Genomic DNA, 18,492 nt, shown 5'->3' with positions numbered 1-18,492 from the left:
TTTACGACTCGGCGGTAAGAATGTCCTCGTCTGTCCAGGCAGGGAGCAAGTGCTGTGCCAATAATTAACTAATTGATACTAAAGGGAATTTATTTGTTTTTATTGAAATTCATGTTCATCTAAATGACATGTCTATACTGACATGTCGAAAATATGAACAGTTGGCCGGATAATGAACCAGCAACCTGCAGCATTGAGCGCCGAAGACCGTGACTACCTCACCACGCTGGGCCCCGCGTCGTTGAACGAAGGGCCAGGCACTGCGCTGGATGAGGCTTGGCGCGCGTGCTTGCAGGGAGCTATCGAACGGCCTGCCGGGATCCGCCGGGTGATTTGGGAGTCCTGGTTGCGCAGCGTCGCTGCCGGCCTCGATCCGGAAGACGGCGAGTACCGTTTTGTCGCGCCTGCCGACCTGACCGCGACCCTGGCAGCCAACCGGGTGCTGATCGCCGCTGCGGCGCAAGTCATGCGCGGTTTGCTCGCCTATAACCCAAGGGGCCATATCAACCTGACCGATGCCGAAGGCACGACTTTGTATTTCTGTGGCCTGGACCTCACACCCATTGGCAGTCGACTGCTGGAGTCGGTACAGGGCACCAATTGCACCGGGCTGGCGATCGTCGAAGACCGTTTGGTGTATGTGTTGGCCGAGGAGAACTTCGGGCTTGGCCTGCGCCAGCGCCGCATGCATTGCGCCGCCGCGCCAATTCGCGATGCACAGGGCCGGACGCTGGGTATGTTGACCTTGACGGCAGAGCCCGGCTGGTTTCATTTCCATACGCTGGGCACGGTCCAGGCCGCGGCCGAGGCGGTCTCGCGGCAGATGGCGCTGCAAGCCTTGCTGGAAGAACAACAAACAGTCCTTGAAGTGCTCAACGAGGGCTTGGTGGTATTGGATGAGCAGGGCTGCATCAAGGCGCTCAACCATTACGCTCGGCAGTTGTTCCGCGTCGGCCGTGACCTGCTCGGCAGTCCGTTCAAGAGCCTGGGCCAGAGCGAATTGACCGATGCCGTCCTGCTGGGGGGCGGGGAAGGGGTGCGGGACCTGGATTGCACCTTTGAACTGCACGACCGCAGCCATCTGGCCTGCCTGGTGTCGGTCTGCCCGCTGGAGCAAGGCGGGCGGATTGTGTCGTTGCGCGAGAACCGACGCATCCGGGAAATCACCCGGCGGATCATTGGCACCCAGGCCAGCTACACCTTCGAAACCATCCTTGGCCGTTCACAGGCGATTGAGGATGCACTGCACCTGGCGCGGGTTGCCAGTCGCAGTGATTCGACCACGCTGATCCTCGGTGAGAGCGGCACTGGCAAGGAGTTGTTCGCCCAGGCCATCCATAATGGCAGCGATCGATGTGGCGGGCCTTTTGTGGCGGTCAACTGCGGGGCGATTCCCCGTGACCTGGTGCAGAGCGAACTGTTTGGTCATGTCGAAGGCGCGTTCACCGGAGCGGCGCGCGGTGGGTCGGCAGGCAAGTTCGAATTGGCCGATGGCGGGACGATCTTCCTCGATGAAATCGGTGACATGTCCTTTGATGCGCAGGTCAGCCTGCTGCGTGTCCTGCAGGAAGGCGAGGTGACACGGGTGGGGGCGAAAAAATCGCTGCGGGTCAACGTGCGCATCATCGCCGCCACCCACCGCAACCTGAGCCAGGCAGTGGCCGAAGGCGCCTTTCGTGAGGATCTTTACTACCGGCTCAACGTGCTGAACCTGACGGTGCCGCCACTGCGGATGCGCCGCGAAGATGTGCCGTTGCTGGCGCGGCATTTTCTTGCGCGTTGTGCCCGGTCGCTACGCAAGTCGATGCAGGACCTTTCGCCCGCGGCGCTGGACATGCTCGGCGCCTATCACTGGCCAGGCAATGTCCGTGAGCTGGAAAACGTCATTGAGCGGGCCACCAACCTGGCGATGACCGAACTGATCGAGCCGAGCGATCTTGCCTTGGAAATCAGGCAGCGAGGGCGCCCATCGACATGGGGAAGTGTCCCTGAGCCGCGGATGGCGCCGGACCTTGGCACCCATGAGATGAATGCCATCATCGCCGCCCTCAAGGATACGCGCGGAAATATCCGCCTGGCTGCTCAGCGGCTGAATGTGTCGCGGGGTGGGTTGTACAACAAAATGAGCCGGTTTGGGCTCAAGGTTGATGCGTTTCGTTCTTAGCGGGATGCTGTCGTAAATGCTCTGAAAATTGCCACGATCCCTCGCTGGGCTGCTGATATAGAGCATGCGCGACAGCGCGTAGCTGCCCGTGATGGGGAAGCGTTAACGCGCAGTCCTGACGATGACAGGCCAACGGGGAATGTAAATTTTTTACGGTTTCTTTACGGTAGGTGTTTTGGCCCACAACGATACTGGCCGCGATTTTCCGATCGTCCAAGCGCCTTGCATTTCCAATGGCCCTGGCAAATCGTATTGCTAAAGGATGGCATACACTTCCACCCCCGTAATTTGAGAGACGCAACCCTTGAGCGAAGCAGCGATTCCCGCCCACGAAGACTCCCTTACCAAAACATCAGGAGTGGGCTTGCTCGTCGCCGCGGTGGGCGTGGTTTATGGGGACATTGGCACCAGCCCGCTTTACACACTCAAAGAAGTGTTCGCCGGTCACTACGGCGTCCAGGCCAACCAGGACGGTGTACTGGGTATTCTGTCGTTGATCTTCTGGTCACTGATCTGGGTCGTCTCGATCAAGTACGTGCTGTTTATCCTTCGCGCCAACAACCAGGGCGAGGGGGGCATCATGGCCTTGACCGCATTGGCACGTCGGGCTGCGGCGCCGTTTCCAAAAATGAGCAGGGTCCTGGTATTGCTCGGGCTGTTCGGCGCTGCACTGTTTTACGGGGACAGCATGATCACCCCAGCCATCTCGGTGCTCTCGGCGGTCGAAGGGCTGCAGCTTGCGTTCGATGGAATCGAGCAGTGGGTCGTTCCGCTGTCCGTGGTCATCCTGGTAGCGCTGTTCCTGATCCAAAAACATGGCACGGCGCGTATCGGCATCCTGTTCGGCCCGGTCATGGTGCTGTGGTTCATGGTGCTGGGTGCGCTCGGCATTTACGGCATCCTGCAACGACCGGAAGTTCTGCAGGCGCTCAATCCTGCGTGGGCAGTGCAATTTTTTGTGGTGCATCCGGGGATTGGCGTGGCCATTCTGGGTGCCGTGGTGTTGGCATTGACCGGTGCTGAAGCACTGTATGCCGACATGGGCCACTTTGGCCGCAAGCCCATTGCTCGCGCCTGGTTCATTCTCGTGTTGCCCGGCTTGGTGCTCAATTACTTTGGCCAAGGCGCCCTGATCCTGGGAAACCCGGAGACCGTGCGCAACCCGTTCTATTTACTGGCGCCTGAATGGGCACTGTTACCGATGGTCGCGCTCTCCACACTCGCCACCATCATCGCCTCTCAAGCCGTGATCTCCGGTGCTTTTTCCCTGACTCGCCAGGCCATCCAGTTGGGTTACGTCCCTCGCATGTTTATCCAACATACCTCCAGCCAGGAACAGGGACAGATCTATATCGGTACGGTTAACTGGGCGTTGATGGTGGGTGTCGTGCTGTTGGTGATTGGTTTCGAGTCGTCCAGTGCTCTGGCCGCAGCTTATGGCGTCGCTGTGACGGGGACCATGTTGATCACGACAGTCTTGTCCTCGGCAGTCGTCCTGCTCCTGTGGAAAACGCCGCGCTGGCTGGCCATCCCAATGCTGCTCGGATTCCTGCTGGTAGACGGTCTGTATTTCGCGGCCAATGCACCCAAGATTTTTCAGGGTGGGGCGTTCCCGGTGATTGCCGGCATCAGCCTGTTCATTTTGATGACGACCTGGAAGCGGGGCAGAAAGATTATTGTGGAGCGGCTGGATGAAACCGCACTTCCTCTACCGCTATTCATCGGCAGCATCCGTACGCAGCCTCCCCATCGGGTGCAAGGTACGGCAGTGTTTCTTACGGCCAGGACAGATGCTGTTCCTCATGCACTGCTGCACAACCTGCTGCATAACCAGGTTTTGCATGAGCAAGTGGTATTGCTCACAGTGGTGTCTGAAGACAGCCCTCGTGTGAGTGCTGACCGACGGTTTGAGATTGAAGCCTATGGAGAAGGGTTCTTCCGGGTCAGTCTGCACTTTGGCTTTATCGAGGAGCCCGATGTCCCCTTGGCCTTGAGTCTCTGTCACTTGGCTGAACTGGACTTCAGTCCGATGCGCACCACCTATTTCCTCAGCCGGGAGACGGTGATCCCGACCAAGCGCATCGGAATGGCCCGTTGGCGAGAAACCCTGTTTGCATTTTTGCTGAAGAACGCCAATAGCAACCTGAAGTACTTCAAGTTGCCGTTGAACCGGGTGATAGAGCTGGGCACACAGGTCGAGATGTAAAAGAGTCATCGAGTATCCAGAGGGGCTCGTTCAATGCGGGCCATTCATGCTGGATGAACCACGCGTCAGACGCTTGAGCGCGATAACCATCAGGCCCCCGGCTACTACCATTCCCGTGAGAAAAAGCGGATAGGCAACCCACCAGGGAACGGCTGAGGTCATCATGCTGAACTCGGACATGCCACCAATGCTGGCGATCAGGTTGAGAGGGAGGAATACCACATTGATCAGCGTCAGTTTGCGTAACAGGTTGTTCATGGTGTTGTTCATCAAATTGCCGCGTGCGTCGATCAAGCCGGCAAACACCCTGGAGTAGATTTCCGCCTGTTTGTTGCACTGGGTGTTTTCGATGATCAAATCGTCGATAAGCGCAATCGCCTCGACGCTGAAGTGCTCTTTTTCCGCATGGTTGCGCAGCCGAGTCAGGACAGCGCCATTGCTGTGAATCGCATTGATGTAGTAGATCAGGCTTTCGCTGAGGTTAAACATCTGGACCAGATGTCGATTCTCCATCGAGGCGTTGAATTTCTGCTGCAGCTCGCGAGCCACCATCTTGATCACCTTGAGGTGACCCAGGTAGTGGTGGAGGTTGTTGAACAGTATGTCCAGCAGCACATCTTGCGTTGTGTGCAAGGGGTGCCGCTGCCCCAATCCACTCAACTGGGAGTCGTCAGTCGCGATTATCAGCAAGCGTGTTTTAGAGAAGAGCAAGCCGAACGATGAGACCTCAAAGGCCAGGCTATCTCCGCCCGAGTAACTTTCCGGACGCTTCCAGATCAAGAACAGGTTATCCGGATGGAATTCGATGCGTGAGACTTCGTCCGGATCCAGTGCCGAAGCCAGCGCGTGATCGTCCAGTTTGAACTCGCTGCGCAACAGATCTCGTTCTGCCGCATCGGGATTACTGAACAACATCACATCAGCATTGAGCTGTTCAACCGGTACCAGCGCCCCATTGGCGAGTAGGAAACTCTTGATCACGTCTGACCTATGGCGTTGTTGACGGAGGAAGTCAGTGTCTTGCAGGTCGTGTAGCGGATCAAGTATTCACCAGGCCTGACCGCGACGTTTCAGCTCAAGGCGGCGAATGAACTCTTCCAGAACCAAGGAATACAGGTCGTCTTGCAAGTATGCGTCTTCGATGCCCGCGTCCATGTTCGGGTTGTCGTTAACCTCGATGACCACCACCTTATCCCCCGACTGTTTCAGGTCGACCCCGTACAAACCATCGCCAATGAGATTCGCGGTTTTCACCGCCAGATCCACCACCGCCCGCGGTGCTTCGTGAACCGCCAAGGTGCGGCATTCCCCATTAATGTCCTGGCCCTTGGCCTTGTGGTTGTAGATTTGCCAGTGACCTTTGGACATGAAGTACTGGCAGGCGAAAATCGGTTTTCGGTTGAGCACACCGATGCGCCAGTCGTACTCGGTGTAGAAGAACTCCTGAGCCAGTAGCAATACCGAGTGCTCGAAGAGCTCAGCGGTGGCATCCAGCAGCGCCTGCTGGCTTTCGACCTTGATTACGCCACGGGAAAAACAACCATCGGGAATCTTCAGCACTAATGGAAAGCCCAGGCGTTCACCGACTCGCTCGAAGTCTTCCGGTCGCTCCTTGTAGAGAATCTCGGTTGCCGGCATACCCAATTGATGGCTTTTGAGCAGATCAGTCAGGTACACCTTGTTGGTACAGCGCAGGATTGAAGTGGGATCGTCCATCACCACCAGGCCTTCGCTTTCCGCCTTCTTGGCGAAGCGATAGGTGTGGTTATCCACGCTGGTGGTTTCGCGAATCAGCAGGGCGTCATACTCGGCTATCCGTGAATAGTCTTTCTTTTCGATCAGATCGACATCAATGCCCAGACCTTTGCCCACCCTGATAAAATTTTCCAGTGCCTTGGCATTGGAAGGCGGCAGCGATTCTTGTGGGTCATGCAATATGGCCAGGTCGTAACGGGCCACGCGGGGTGACCGCGGTACTCGCCAGATCTTGCGGCTGAAACTGTCCAGCGAGTTGGCAAATTGATCCTCCTGGTCTTCGCGTAGCTTTTGCAAGACGCCAGGCTTTATCCCCTCGATGTGCCAACTATTGCTTTTACGGAACTCCACCAGGAGGATCGGACACGGGAATATTTCGAAAATTTGCCGGGCCAGTTCCTGCAAAGGCTCAAGGTTGGTTTTGCCAAAGTAAAGAGTGAGCGTGAATCCTTCGGTATTACTATAAAGGTGGTTGTTCAGTGCTTTGTCCAGCGCCTTGTCCAAGTCATCCAGCGCTAGGCTGTACAGTGACTTTCGGGTCAGCTCGCTGATGGTTCGCACAGACGGAATAACTTTATGGCCGCGTGCTTCTGCCAGCAATGAACAGTAATACCCGTGTCCCAGGTACTTGTAGCTCCGACACAGATTAATAACCTGAACACGCTTGCCAGCCTCGCTTTCAAGGGGTTGCTCGAGATATTCCTGGGCACTCATCACATCGTCTGATGGGAAATAAGACGCCCAGTCTTCTTTTCGCTCAACAATAATAACGACTTGGCTTTGCCGCCTGGGCGCGCTCGATAAATAAGTAAGGTTTGATATTGCCGTTAGCCGATTTTGCTCTGATACTTCACGCCAATCACCCTGTGCCGCTGACATATGAGAAGGTCCGTTGGAGAACAAGTCCTTATCTATTAAGCACGATACTTTTTAAAAGTCTCGTTTCGTTACGCAACTTTTACGGCGGCTATATGAATCTGGTATTTCGCAAGGCGACACACGATGACCTGAAGTCTCTGCTGGAATTGGAAAACCAGTGCTTTACTCATGACCGACTCACGCCGCGCAGTTTCCAGTGGATGATCGGCCGAGCCCATGCCAGCCTGATCGTCGCGCAGGCCGAGAGCCAATTGATGGGCTACTGCCTGGTCTTGTTCCACCGCGGCACCTCGCTGGCGCGTCTGTACTCCATCGCCATCGCCACCCATAGTCGTGGCCTGGGCTTGGGGAAACAGCTACTGGATCAGGCGGAAGAGTGCGCACGCGCGAACGACTGCGCCTACCTGCGACTGGAAGTCCGACCGGATAATCCGGTTGCCATCAGTCTTTATGAGCGCAATGGATACCGGCGCTTCGCCGTGGTAAATGACTACTACGAAGACCACTTGCATGCGCTGCGCTTGGAAAAACGTGTTGTGCAGCCTCGGGAAAACCGTGAGCTCCAGGTGCCTTACTACCAGCAGACCACTGAGTTTACCTGCGGCCCGGCTTGCCTCTTGATGGCCATGAAGGCATTGCAACCCGATCGTTTAATCGGGCGTCGGGACGAACTGCAGATCTGGCGTGAAGCCACCACCGTGTTCATGACTTCAGGGCACGGCGGTTGCAGTCCCCAAGGGTTGGCACTCGCGGCCTGGCGCCGGGGGTTTCGAGTACGCTTGCAGGTGAGTATCGCAGGTCCGCTATTTCTCGACGGCGTGCGCGACGAACATAAAAAAGAAGTAATGCGCCTGGTACACGAAGCGTTCTGCAGCGAACTCGCGCAGAGTGATGTGGAGCAGGTGAGCAGCAACCAACTGGACCTGGCCCTCGCACTGAAGGAGGGCGGTCAACCCCTGGTGTTGATCAGCAGCTACCGACTGACGCGCTCAAAAGCCCCACACTGGGTCATTGTCACTGATTACGATGAGGACTTCGTCTACCTGCATGATCCAGACATTGATCATAGTCAGCACCGTCAGGCACTTGACTGCCAGCATCTTCCCGTCAGCCACAAGGCGTTCGACAGAATGTGTGTTTTCGGCGGCAATAAGCTACGCGCCTCCGTGACGATTTACCCTCGTCAATCTATGCCCAAGGTATGAAGCGATACCCAACCCCCGTTTCGGTAATGAAGTGTTGCGGTTGGGAAGGGGCGGCTTCGACTTTTTTACGCAGGCTCCCAGCAAAGATGAACCAGCAGGTGGTACGGGTTGTACAAAAAAATGAGCCGGTTTGGACTCAAGGTTGATGCGTTCCGTTCTTAGTGGGTGACGCGGCGTAGGAAAATCCCTACACGACCCTCTGTATTTCCTAGCCCTAAATAAGATTGCTCCGATTATATAGTTGATGGCACCTGGCTATTATTCAAGCGCTAGGGTGGCATCCTGGTGCGTATCCAAGACAATCGCGCTTCGGGCAATTCAGGAAGCGGTTGCGGACAGAGGAGGATCTGTGTCGTGTTGAGGCATATCGGTGTAACCGATCTTTGCGTAGGAATGTATGTCCAGGAACTCTCCGGCTCCTGTGTAGAGCGTCCATTCTGGAACAAAAGCTTCCTGATTCAGAATGAGGAGGTGCTGGAGAAAGTCCTTGCCTCGGACATTGTTGGTGCGTGGATCGACCTGTCCAAGGGGGCGGACGTGCAAGCCTCTGCGCCTGATGAAAACACTGTGCAGGCTCAGCAGCCCCCACGCTTGTCGACCCGATCATGCACCGAAGTACCCGGACCGCGTCCGAGGGTGGCAATGAGCGAAGAGTTGTTGAGGGCGGTCAAGCTTTGCTCCAGTTCCAAGGCGGCGGTCATGGAGATGTTCGGCGACTTGCGCATGGGACGGATCGTTCAACTGGATCGAGTCACGGACATGGTTGGTGAAATCTCCGACTCGCTGTTACGTCATCCTGATGCACTGCTCAGCCTGGTGCGCCTCAAGACTGCCGATGAATATACCTACATGCATTCGGTAGCCGTCTGTGGGTTGATGATTGGTTTGGCACGTCAGCTGGATTTACCGCCGCAACTGGTACAAGAAGCCGGGCTGGCGGGCTTGCTGCATGACGTGGGCAAGATGGTGATACCCACAGCCATCCTGGCGAAACCATTGCCCTTGAATGACACCGAACACATGACGATGCGCACACACCCTGAGGAGGGTGCCAGGCTGCTGGCGGACAGCAGGCATTTCACTTCCCGGGTGCAGGACGTTTGCCTGCATCACCATGAGAAGGTGGACGGCAGTGGCTATCCCCATAAGTTATGTGGCACCCAGATCAGTCTATTCGCGCGCATGGCCGCTGTCTGTGATGTGTATGACGCCGTGACGTCTGACCGTCCTTATCGGGATCGCTGGGGCCCCGCCGAATCGATTCGAAAAATGGCGGGATGGAGCGGGCATTTCGATCAGAAAGTGTTTCACGCCTTCGTCAAATGCATTGGTATCTATCCGGTTGGTGCTTTGGTACGCCTTCAAAGTGGCAGGTTGGCAGTGGTAATGGAGCAACACGCCGATTATTTGCTCACGCCCAGGGTGAAGGTTTTCTACTCGGCGTCGAGTCGTATGCCGCTGCCTCCCGAATGTATTGATCTGGCCTGTGGGCAGGACAGCATCGTCAGCATTGAGTCGGAGAAGACCTGGGGCTTCAAGAGCCTTGAAGCGCTCTGGGTGGGCACGGGGCAGGGCAGCGAGTCGCGATTTGGATGACGCGTGCGAGTTCGAGTTTTTTACCAGCGCCTGTCGCTGGTTTTTTTTTGCTGTCGTTTTGGGGGACTGTCACCGTCGGGTAGGAATTCTCCTACCGCACCAACCGCAATCCTTAGGTGTAAATCAGGATGCTCCGATAGTTCCACGGCCATCACTTGGCCATTATCTCTCCAAGCCAACAAAACCGAGCATCCCTATCGTGGATGTCTTGCGCGGGGTCCCGTCGGATCCGCACTGAACTGGAGAGATGAAGGTGAAAGGACAGGTAATTTCCTCCCCCTGATCTTGATGCTGCCCGCGGGACTGACGGGAGTTTTCGGTTGTGTCGCGATTCTGGTCAGCACGGACTTCAGTCTGCGCAGTGCAGCCAGTTGCGTGCTGGTCTTGCTTGGCGCGTTGCTGATGGGTGTGTGGAGCCGGCGTTTATTGAGTAGTCGGCAGCACGCACAGCAAGGCGATGATCAGCCACTTCACCTTCCGCTGACCGCTTCGCCGGATGAAGGATTGGGCGAGGTATGCGCACAGGTACTGCCGATCTGGAGCCAGCAGATCGATGCAGCGCGCATCCTCAGCGAGGAGTCGATTCTCAAGCTGAGTAACCGCTTCGCGACGCTGTCGGGAGACATCAGTGCTTCTGCTTCCCAAGGGGCGAGCCAGAGCTCGGGTACACGGTTGCTGGAAATTCTTGAGGTCGGCCAGCGGGACCTGGACTCGATCATGGTTGCCCTTCGCGATGCGCTGTTGCGCAAGGAGTCGCAACTCAAGGAGGTATTGCTTCTTTCCGACTTCACCTCTCAATTGCAGGAGATGGCCAAGTTCGTCGGTGATATTGCCCAGCAGACCAATCTGTTGGCACTCAACGCCGCGATTGAAGCGGCGCGGGCAGGGGATGCCGGACGCGGCTTCGCGGTAGTGGCGGATGAAGTGCGCAAGCTGTCCAGTCTATCCGGGGAGACGGGGCAGAAAATCAGCGAAACGGTCAATGCCGTCAACGCTGCCATCTCTCGCACCGTCGAGCTGTCTCAGCACCAGGCGCAGCAGGATTCGCAAACCCTGGCTCATTCGGAGCAACTGGTGTTCCAGGTGATCGAGCACTTCCGGCACAACGCCCAGGCCATTGTCGATACCAGCAGCAGTCTTCAGCAGCAGAGCGAAAACGTTGCCACCGAGATATCGGGGGTACTGGTCGCCCTGCAGTTCCAGGATCGAGTCGGCCAGATGCTTTCCCTGGTCAACAACGACCTTGGCAAGCTGCATGGGCATATCGTCGAACGCCAGCAATTCGCGCTCGCTGGCGGCACACCGGCCCCGATCATCGCGGATGCCTGGCTTGAGCAATTGGCGAGCACCTACACCATGCCTGAACAGCATGCGATCCATCACGGTAAGCCTGTGGTGAGCAGCACTTCATCCGAGATCACTTTTTTCTAGGGAGTTTCCCCATGAGCAAAACCATCCTGATTGTCGATGACTCTGCCTCCATTCGCCAAGTGGTGAGCATCACCTTGAAGGGCGCCGGATACGAGGTCATCGAAGGTGTTGACGGTCGTGACGCCCTGACCAAGCTCGACGGACGCAAGATCCACTTGATTGTAAGTGACGTGAACATGCCGAACATGGACGGCCTCAGCTTCATCAAGGCCGCTAAACAACTGCCGGCCTACAAGTTCACGCCCGTGATCATGCTGACCACCGAAACCGGAGAGGCCATGAAGCAACAGGGCCAGGCCGTCGGTGCCAAGGCCTGGATGGTCAAGCCCTTCCAGCCGGCCCAGATGCTGGGTGCCGTCTCCAAACTGATCATGCCGTAGCGCCGCCCAGAGTCCCTGGAAAGGAGGTTGTCATGACAAATACCACGGCTTGTCTGCGTCGGATTCTGGTTCTCGAAGGGCCACTGACCATTTACACCGCCGCTGAACGCAAAGACCTGTTGCTGGAGCTGTTTCCGTTGGCTCAGGAAGTCGAAATGGATCTGGGCGGCGTGGACGAAATGGATACCGCCGGGCTCCAGCTGTTGGTGCTGATCAAACAGGAGTCGCTGCGCCATGGCTCCAACCTGCTGCTGAGCAACCCCAGTACGGCGGTGCTTGATGCACTGGACATGAGTGGGTTGCACAGCTTTTTCGACCAGTCGGCTCCGTCCCTTCAGCAGAGAGGTTGAAGCCATGAGTTCGCCCATGAATCTGGACGACGTGCTACGAACGTTCATCGCCGAAAGCCAGGAGCTTCTGCTCCTGATGGAAGAGGCGTTGCTGCAGATCGAACAGGCGCCGGATGATGTCGACACAATCAACGCCTTGTTTCGCGTCGCCCATACCATCAAAGGTTCTGCCGGCCTGTTTGGCTTCACGCCGATCGTTGCCTTTACCCATGTGGCAGAAAGCGTGCTGGATCGGGTCCGTGGACATGAACTGCGGGTCGACGAATCGCTGAGTGCCCTGTTCCTGGAAGTGCGGGACCACTTGTGCACGCTGATTGAATTGCTTGCCAGCCACGGTGACCTGCAAGGCATGACCGCAGAGCATGAGCGGCAGGGCGCGGCGTTGGTCGAGCGTCTTAACGGCTACCTCGAGCACCGTCACGAATCGGCGCCGTCCCTGGCAACGATCAAGCCGCTGCAATCGACTTGTACCGCGCGTTGGCACTTGTCCCTGCGCCTGTGTCCCGACGTCTTGCGCAACGGTATGGACCCGCTGTCGTTGCTGCGTTACCTCAACAGTTTCGGCCAGATCGGCGCGGTCGTGTGCATCACCGAGGGCATGCCGGATATCTCGACGATGGATCCGGAAACCTGTTACCTGGGATTTGAGCTGGGGTTTGTCAGTGATGCCGACCAGGCCACCATTGAAGGTGCATTCGACTTCGTTCGTGAGGGTAGCCAGATCTGCGTGTTGCCGTGCAACGGCGACTTGGCAGGCTTCCGGGCGTTGATCGGCCGTCTCGATGCGGAGCCCGATGCCATGGTCGAAGCCTTTATCGCCTGTGGTTCCGTGCCACGTGACGGTTGGCAGGCGAGCCCGTCTTCAGATGAATCGACGACTGTCGCGGTGTCCGCCGTGGTACCAGACCAGGCGGCTCGCGATAATGTCACCAAGAACCGGGGAGCAAAAGAGGCCCGTCCGGCCGAAGGTAATCTGATTCGTGTCGACGCCGGAAAACTGGATCAATTGATCAACCTGGTGGGCGAACTGATCATCGCCGGTGCTGGTGCCAATCTGGGGGCGATCCAAAGCGGCATCAGCGAACTGATTGAAGCGACAAGCTCGCTCTCGCGTCTTGTAGAGGAGGTGCGCGACTGCGCCCTGACCCTGCGAATGGTGCAGATTGGCGGCACATTCAACCGCTTCCAGCGGGTGGTGCGCGATGTCTCCAAGGAACTGGGCAAGGACATCGCCTTGCAGGTGCTCGGCGCCGAGACCGAGCTGGACAAGACGGTGGTTGAACGCATCGGCGATCCCCTGACCCACCTGGTGCGCAACGCCATGGACCACGGCATCGAACCCTCCCAACTGCGCCGCGAGCGCGGCAAGCCTGAACAGGGCACCGTTCGCCTCAATGCCTATCACGAGGCCAACAGCATCGTCATTGAAGTCAGTGACGACGGGGGTGGCCTGAACAAGCAACGCATTCTTGCCAAGGCGATTGAGCGCGGCCTGGTTGCCGAAGGGCAACAGCTTGCCGACGGCGACATTCTCAATCTGATTTTCGAGCCAGGCTTCTCCACTGCCGATCAGGTCAGCAACCTGTCCGGGCGCGGCGTGGGAATGGACGTCGTCAAACGAAACATTGTCGCCCTGCGAGGCTCGGTCAACCTGGAAAGCGAGGAAGGGGTGGGCACCACGGTGCGTATCCGCCTGCCGCTGACCCTGGCCATCATCGATGGCTTTCTGATCGGGGTGGGCAATGCCTCTTATGTCTTGCCTCTGGACGTGGTTGAAGAGTGCATCGAGCTATCGACCGACGACTGCAGCGATCAGGACTTCCTGGACCTGCGGGGCTCGGTACTCCCAGTCCTGCGCCTGCGCGAGATGTTCGCCATCGATGAGCCTAACCATGGCCGTGAAAACATCGTGGTCGTGCATTACGCAGGGATGCGGGTGGGCCTGGTCGTCGATCAATTGCTCGGTGAGTTCCAGACAGTGATCAAGCCGTTGGGCAAGATTTTCGGTACAGCTCATGGACTGGGCGGCTTCACCATCCTGGGGAACGGAGCAGTAGCGTTGATCCTGGATATTCCAAAACTACTCGGGCAGGTCCCTAGCCGACAGAAGCACGGTGCGACCCTCAGTCCTGAATTGACTTAATCGTTCTCCCTGGAGTACAGCATCATGACCGTCAAAAAAAATATCTCGCTGCTGGTCGCCTCAGCTGTGTTGGGCATCCTGATCCTGGTCAGTCTCAGTCTTTATCTGATGGGTGGGGTCAGGACCACTGCCAGCTATGCACAAGTCAATACAGTGCCCAGCCTGCAGTTGCTGGATCAAGTGGCCCTGGCCCTGGCGGATAGCCACAGCCGGCAATGGCAGAGTCTGTCCGGACCGGCCGGTAGTCCCCTGCAAAGCGACAAGGATACGGTGATCCAGGCGCTGGATCGCTACCAGAAAGAGTTCGTCTCCGATGATCATGATGCGACGCTGCTCAGCGCCTTGCGCAGCACGGTCAATGAATACAACCGAGGCATGGAACGTTTCGATAACGCCTTCAAGAATGCCGCCCCTGAAGCCCGTAGTTTGCTGCTCGACCTGGAGGTGACGCGTGAAAAGATCACCTCCGCCTTGAGCGATATCCGTCAGTACAACCTGGACCTGGGGCGTAAAAATGCGGCGATCGCGGCATCGACCGAACAGACGGCGATCTACAGCATCGCTTTGGTCGGCGGCGCCACCTTGCTGGTCATCTGCTTGATCGGCTTCTTCCTGGTACGCCGGCTGCTCCACGCATTGGGTGGCGAGCCCGATGATCTTCGGCTGCTGGCCGAGCGGTTGGTGGCCGGGCAACTGGATGTGCAGGGCAGCAACAATGGCCCTGAACGTACCGGGCTGATGGGCTCCATGGACCGGCTGGGCGGGACCTTGAATCAACTGATCAGCGAAATGAATCACATGTCCGCAGAGCATGACAAAGGCGACATCGACGTGCAGATCGATGCGGCACGTTTTGCTGGCAGCTATGGGCTGATGGCCCAAGGCATCAACGATATGGTCAGTGGGCATATCAGCGTCAAGAAGCAAGCCATGGCCTGCATCAAGTCGATCAGTGAGGGCGATCTGCAGGCGTCCCTGCAAGCGTTCCCCGGCAAGAAAGCCTTTATTAACGTCACCATCGAGCATCTTCGCAGCACCATCACGGCGTTGATCGAAGAGATGCGTCACATGTCGGACGAGCACGAGAAAGGCGACATTGATGTGCAGATCGACGTACAGCGATTCCAAGGCTCGTACCGTCAGATTGCCCAGGGCATCAACGACATGGTCAATGGCCACATCAGCGTGAAAAAACAGGCCATGGCTTGCATACGTTCCTTCGGCGAAGGTGACCTGTCGGCACCGCTGGCCCGTTTTCCCGGCAAAAAAGCTTTCATCAACGACAACATCGAACAGCTGCGCAGCAACGTCCAGGCGCTGATCGAAGACACCCAGATGCTGAGCGAGAATGCCATGATCGGCAAGCTCGATACCCGTGCAGACAGCACCCGTCATCAAGGTGATTTCCGCCGCATCGTGGCGGGGATCAACAGCACCCTGGACTCTATCGTTGCCCCTCTCAACGAAGCGATGACGGTCATGGTGGCCCTGTCCAGTGGTGACCTGACCCGCAGCGTCAAAGGTGATTACCTGGGCAGCCTGCAAGACTTGAAGAATGCGGTCAACGAAACGGTGAGCAAGCTTTCGCAGATCATTGGCGAGGTGCGCAGTTCCGCCGATTCGCTGTCCAGTGCCTCGGAAGAAATTTCCGCCACGGCCCAGAGTATCAGCCAGTCGGCTTCGGTACAGGCAGCGTCGGTTGAAGAGACATCGGCGTCGATGGAACAGATGTCGGCGTCGATTTCCCAGAACACCGAGAATGCCAAAGTGACCGATGGCATGGCCGGCAAGGCGAGCAAGGAAGCGAGTGAAGGTGGACAGGCCGTCAAGGACACCGTCTCGGCCATGAAAACCATCGCCGAGAAAATAGGGATCGTCGACTCGATTGCCTACCAGACGAATCTGCTGGCGCTCAACGCGGCCATCGAAGCGGCCCGTGCCGGTGAGCACGGCAAAGGTTTCGCAGTCGTCGCCGCTGAGGTGCGCAAGCTCGCCGAACGCAGCCAGGTCGCGGCGCAGGAAATCGGCCAAGTGGCCAAGAACAGTGTTGCCCTGGCTGAGCGGGCCGGCAATCTGCTTGATGAAATCGTACCCTCGATTACCAAGACCTCTGATTTGGTCCAGGAGATTGCCGCTGCATCTGAAGAGCAGTCCATCGGCTCGGAGCAGATCAATACCGCCATGTCGCAGATGAGCCAGATCACTCAGCAAAACGCCTCGGCGTCCGAAGAGCTGGCTGCTACCGCCGAGGAAATGAGTAGCCAGGCCGAGCAGTTGCAAGAGTTGATGGGCTTTTTCACCCTGCATGGTCGGGTTGCGGTTTCTGCCGTACCACGGGCCGCATCTTCCAGTCTGGGCGGCATGCAAAGCAGTGAGCATGCCCAGGAAGGCGGTTTCATTCGCTTCGGGAGTTGAGCCATGGAACCTGCAGTCTTGAGCCATTTCGAGCGCGCACCGCAGAGTCCGTGTGACAGCGAATTCCTGCAATTCCTGACGTTCGTATCCGCCAGGGAGCTTTATGCGATCGATACCTTGTGCGTGCGAGAAATCATCGAGTACGGCCAGGTTACAAGCGTACCGATGATGCCGGATTTTATCCGCGGAGTGATCAATCTGCGCGGTTCGGTGGTGCCGGTGATCGATCTGCAGGCGCGCTTTAGCAGGGGCGCCACGCAGCAAGGCAGCAGGACCTGCATCGTTATCCTGGAACTGGTTCAGGAAGGCGAGCCGCAAGTGCTGGGTATCGTAGTCGACTCGGTGAGCGAGGTGATCGAAATCGAGTTGGCCGACATCAAGGCCGCTCCGGCGATCGGAAACCGGATCCGTGAAGACTTCATTCGAGGGATGGTCAAGGTGCGGGGTGCGTTCCTGACTGTGCTTCAGATCGACCAGGTGCTGTGTGTCAGTGAGATCGCCAGCCAGTTGCACTGAGTGGTAGCGCTCAGGCATGCCTACGTTGTCTTGAGATGGATGCTGCCGTCTACGGTGGATCCCGAGGAATGAACCATGTCCATATCTGCCTCGCGCTTGCCGGCCCCAGGGACGGCAGCGCCACAGTACCTGACCTTCAGCGTGGGCCAGGAGATGTTCGCGATAGGCACCCTGTGTGTACGGGAAATTGTCGAGTACGGTCCGATTACGCCGTTGCCGATGGCGCCGCCGAAGGTTCGCGGCATCACCAATCTGCGCGGAGCGGCCATTCCTGTGCTGGACCTCGGGCTGTGTTTCGGGGGCGCCCAGACCCTGGAAAACCCACACACCTGCATCGTCATGCTGGAGGTCCACGGCAGCGGCGGCGCAGGCCTGGTGGGCATCATCGTGGACGCAGTCAGCGAAGTGCTGGAGATACCGGCCGAGCAGATCGAGCCGGCACCGGCACTCCAGGGGCGCCTTAGCCCTGCATTTGTGGTGGGGGTCGGCAAGCTCAGTGATCGTTTCGTCTTGTTACTGGACATCGAGCACATGCTCAGTAGCGAGGACTGGTCGGCGCTGCTCCCTTCGAACGTCAACGCTGACGGGCCGAGACCATGAATGTCGTGCTCTCCGACAACGAGTTCCAGCAGTTTCGGGCAATGATTCACGAAATTGCCGGGATCAGCCTATCCGTTGCCAAGAAACAGCTGGTCAGTGGCCGCCTGGCCAAGCGCTTGCAGTTTTTCAACTTGACGACCTACGGCAGCTATTATCGCTTGTTGATGAAGGACCGGACCGAGTTGCAAATGGCGGTGGACTTGCTGACCACCAACGAAACCTACTTTTTCCGCGAACCCAGGCATTTTGAGTTTCTGCGCGATGTGATTCTCCCCGAGCTTCGTGGCAATGGCCCGGTGCGCATCTGGAGTGGGGCCTGTTCCACCGGAGAAGAACCCTACACCCTGGCCATGGTGCTGGCCGACAGCCTGGGCACCCGGCCATGGGAGATCCTCGCTTCCGATATCAGCAGCCGGGTGCTGGAAAAAGCCCAGGGCGGACGCTACCCGCTGGACGGTATCCGCGGCATTCCCGAGGCGCTGCTGAACAGGTACTGCCTGAGGGGCGTGGGCAGCAACAACGGCGTTTTCATGGTTGATCGCGCGTTGGCGTCACGTATCACGTTCACTTCGATCAACTTGAATAATGCACTGCCTTCGGTGGGGCAGTTCGACGTGATCTTCCTGCGCAATGTGATGATCTATTTCGATAACCAGACCAAGTCTGAGGTGGTGAGACGCTTGAGCAAACACCTGCGGCCAGGCGGCTACTTCATCGTGAGTCATTCAGAAAGCCTGAATGGCATCAGCGATGAATTGCAGTTGGTCAAACCGTCTATCTACCGCAAGCCGGACGCTTGAGGTGGCTCGGGTGGTCGAGTATTTCCTGCAACCCGGAGACGTAGTTTTTGGA

The 18,492-nt window shown here is 57.5% G+C and carries 13 protein-coding genes and 1 pseudogene; 12 read left to right on the top strand and 2 right to left on the bottom strand.

What is annotated here, in order from left to right; translation table 11 throughout:
- Positions 1-172: 172 nt before the first annotated feature.
- Positions 173-2,164: a sigma-54 interaction domain-containing protein gene (locus AB4O09_RS19135; RefSeq protein WP_460053185.1), complete on the top strand. Its 1,992-nt coding sequence runs from the start codon at positions 173-175 to the stop codon at positions 2,162-2,164.
- A gap of 304 nt (positions 2,165-2,468) precedes the next feature.
- Complete coding sequence (locus tag AB4O09_RS19130) at positions 2,469-4,370, top strand: potassium transporter Kup (protein WP_027912391.1); 1,902 nt, start codon at positions 2,469-2,471, stop codon at positions 4,368-4,370.
- A 30-nt stretch (positions 4,371-4,400) separates the two neighbouring features.
- On the opposite strand, the gene AB4O09_RS19125 is transcribed toward AB4O09_RS19130, so the two are convergent.
- Both AB4O09_RS19125 and AB4O09_RS19120 read right to left on the bottom strand, forming a co-directional pair.
- Entirely contained in the window at positions 4,401-5,351 is a 951-nt protein-coding gene (locus AB4O09_RS19125; protein WP_013692972.1) for a magnesium transporter CorA family protein, read from the bottom strand.
- A gap of 66 nt (positions 5,352-5,417) precedes the next feature.
- Positions 5,418-7,004 (bottom strand): RimK family protein, encoded by a 1,587-nt coding sequence (locus AB4O09_RS19120; protein WP_060613749.1) that lies wholly within the window; start codon positions 7,002-7,004, stop codon positions 5,418-5,420.
- Positions 7,005-7,096: 92 nt separating this feature from the next.
- On the opposite strand from AB4O09_RS19120, the gene AB4O09_RS19115 reads away from it, so the two are divergent.
- From AB4O09_RS19115 to AB4O09_RS19070, 10 genes and pseudogenes are all read left to right on the top strand, one after another.
- The gene (locus AB4O09_RS19115) at positions 7,097-8,209 is read left to right on the top strand and encodes a GNAT family N-acetyltransferase/peptidase C39 family protein (protein ID WP_027912390.1); all 1,113 of its coding nucleotides are present in this window, start codon (positions 7,097-7,099) and stop codon (positions 8,207-8,209) included.
- 354 nt (positions 8,210-8,563) lie between these two features.
- Entirely contained in the window at positions 8,564-9,805 is a 1,242-nt protein-coding gene (locus AB4O09_RS19110; protein ID WP_027912389.1) for an HD-GYP domain-containing protein, read from the top strand.
- An 828-nt stretch (positions 9,806-10,633) separates the two neighbouring features.
- Positions 10,634-11,236 (top strand): annotated as a pseudogene (locus AB4O09_RS19105) (methyl-accepting chemotaxis protein); the annotation flags it as partial.
- A gap of 11 nt (positions 11,237-11,247) precedes the next feature.
- Entirely contained in the window at positions 11,248-11,616 is a 369-nt protein-coding gene (locus AB4O09_RS19100) for a response regulator (RefSeq protein ID WP_013692986.1), read from the top strand.
- A 32-nt stretch (positions 11,617-11,648) separates the two neighbouring features.
- The gene (locus AB4O09_RS19095) at positions 11,649-11,966 is read left to right on the top strand and encodes an STAS domain-containing protein (protein WP_013692987.1); all 318 of its coding nucleotides are present in this window, start codon (positions 11,649-11,651) and stop codon (positions 11,964-11,966) included.
- A 16-nt stretch (positions 11,967-11,982) separates the two neighbouring features.
- The gene (locus AB4O09_RS19090) at positions 11,983-14,109 is read left to right on the top strand and encodes a chemotaxis protein CheA (protein WP_100264144.1); all 2,127 of its coding nucleotides are present in this window, start codon (positions 11,983-11,985) and stop codon (positions 14,107-14,109) included.
- Positions 14,110-14,847: 738 nt separating this feature from the next.
- A complete protein-coding gene (locus AB4O09_RS19085; RefSeq protein WP_436244000.1) occupies positions 14,848-16,524 on the top strand; it encodes a methyl-accepting chemotaxis protein in 1,677 nt (558 codons plus the stop codon).
- A 3-nt stretch (positions 16,525-16,527) separates the two neighbouring features.
- Positions 16,528-17,040: a chemotaxis protein CheW gene (locus AB4O09_RS19080; RefSeq protein ID WP_013692990.1), complete on the top strand. Its 513-nt coding sequence runs from the start codon at positions 16,528-16,530 to the stop codon at positions 17,038-17,040.
- Between the two features lie 75 nt (positions 17,041-17,115).
- The gene (locus AB4O09_RS19075) at positions 17,116-17,640 is read left to right on the top strand and encodes a chemotaxis protein CheW (protein ID WP_013692991.1); all 525 of its coding nucleotides are present in this window, start codon (positions 17,116-17,118) and stop codon (positions 17,638-17,640) included.
- On the top strand, positions 17,637-18,440 hold the full coding sequence (locus tag AB4O09_RS19070) for a CheR family methyltransferase (RefSeq protein WP_013692992.1): 804 nt from the start codon (positions 17,637-17,639) through the stop codon (positions 18,438-18,440). The genes AB4O09_RS19075 and AB4O09_RS19070 overlap by 4 nt, the downstream gene beginning before the upstream one ends.
- Positions 18,441-18,492: the final 52 nt, after the last annotated feature.

The organism is Pseudomonas sp. H1_F01, from assembly GCF_054681425.1.
Note: the sequence above shows the minus strand (reverse complement) of the source record. Positions and strands in the feature narration are given on the sequence as shown.

Excerpts from the sequence above, each read along its gene's own strand:
- AB4O09_RS19135 (WP_460053185.1), top strand. The coding sequence starts at position 173 with ATGAACCAGCAACCTGCAGCATTGAGCGCCGAAGACCGTGACTACCTC.
- AB4O09_RS19120 (WP_060613749.1), bottom strand. The coding sequence starts at position 7,004 with ATGTCAGCGGCACAGGGTGATTGGCGTGAAGTATCAGAGCAAAATCGG.
- AB4O09_RS19115 (WP_027912390.1), top strand. The coding sequence starts at position 7,097 with ATGAATCTGGTATTTCGCAAGGCGACACACGATGACCTGAAGTCTCTG.
- AB4O09_RS19100 (WP_013692986.1), top strand. The coding sequence starts at position 11,248 with ATGAGCAAAACCATCCTGATTGTCGATGACTCTGCCTCCATTCGCCAA.
- AB4O09_RS19095 (WP_013692987.1), top strand. The coding sequence starts at position 11,649 with ATGACAAATACCACGGCTTGTCTGCGTCGGATTCTGGTTCTCGAAGGG.
- AB4O09_RS19090 (WP_100264144.1), top strand. The coding sequence starts at position 11,983 with ATGAATCTGGACGACGTGCTACGAACGTTCATCGCCGAAAGCCAGGAG.
- AB4O09_RS19085 (WP_436244000.1), top strand. The coding sequence starts at position 14,848 with ATGGGCTCCATGGACCGGCTGGGCGGGACCTTGAATCAACTGATCAGC.
- AB4O09_RS19080 (WP_013692990.1), top strand. The coding sequence starts at position 16,528 with ATGGAACCTGCAGTCTTGAGCCATTTCGAGCGCGCACCGCAGAGTCCG.
- AB4O09_RS19075 (WP_013692991.1), top strand. The coding sequence starts at position 17,116 with ATGTCCATATCTGCCTCGCGCTTGCCGGCCCCAGGGACGGCAGCGCCA.
- AB4O09_RS19070 (WP_013692992.1), top strand. The coding sequence starts at position 17,637 with ATGAATGTCGTGCTCTCCGACAACGAGTTCCAGCAGTTTCGGGCAATG.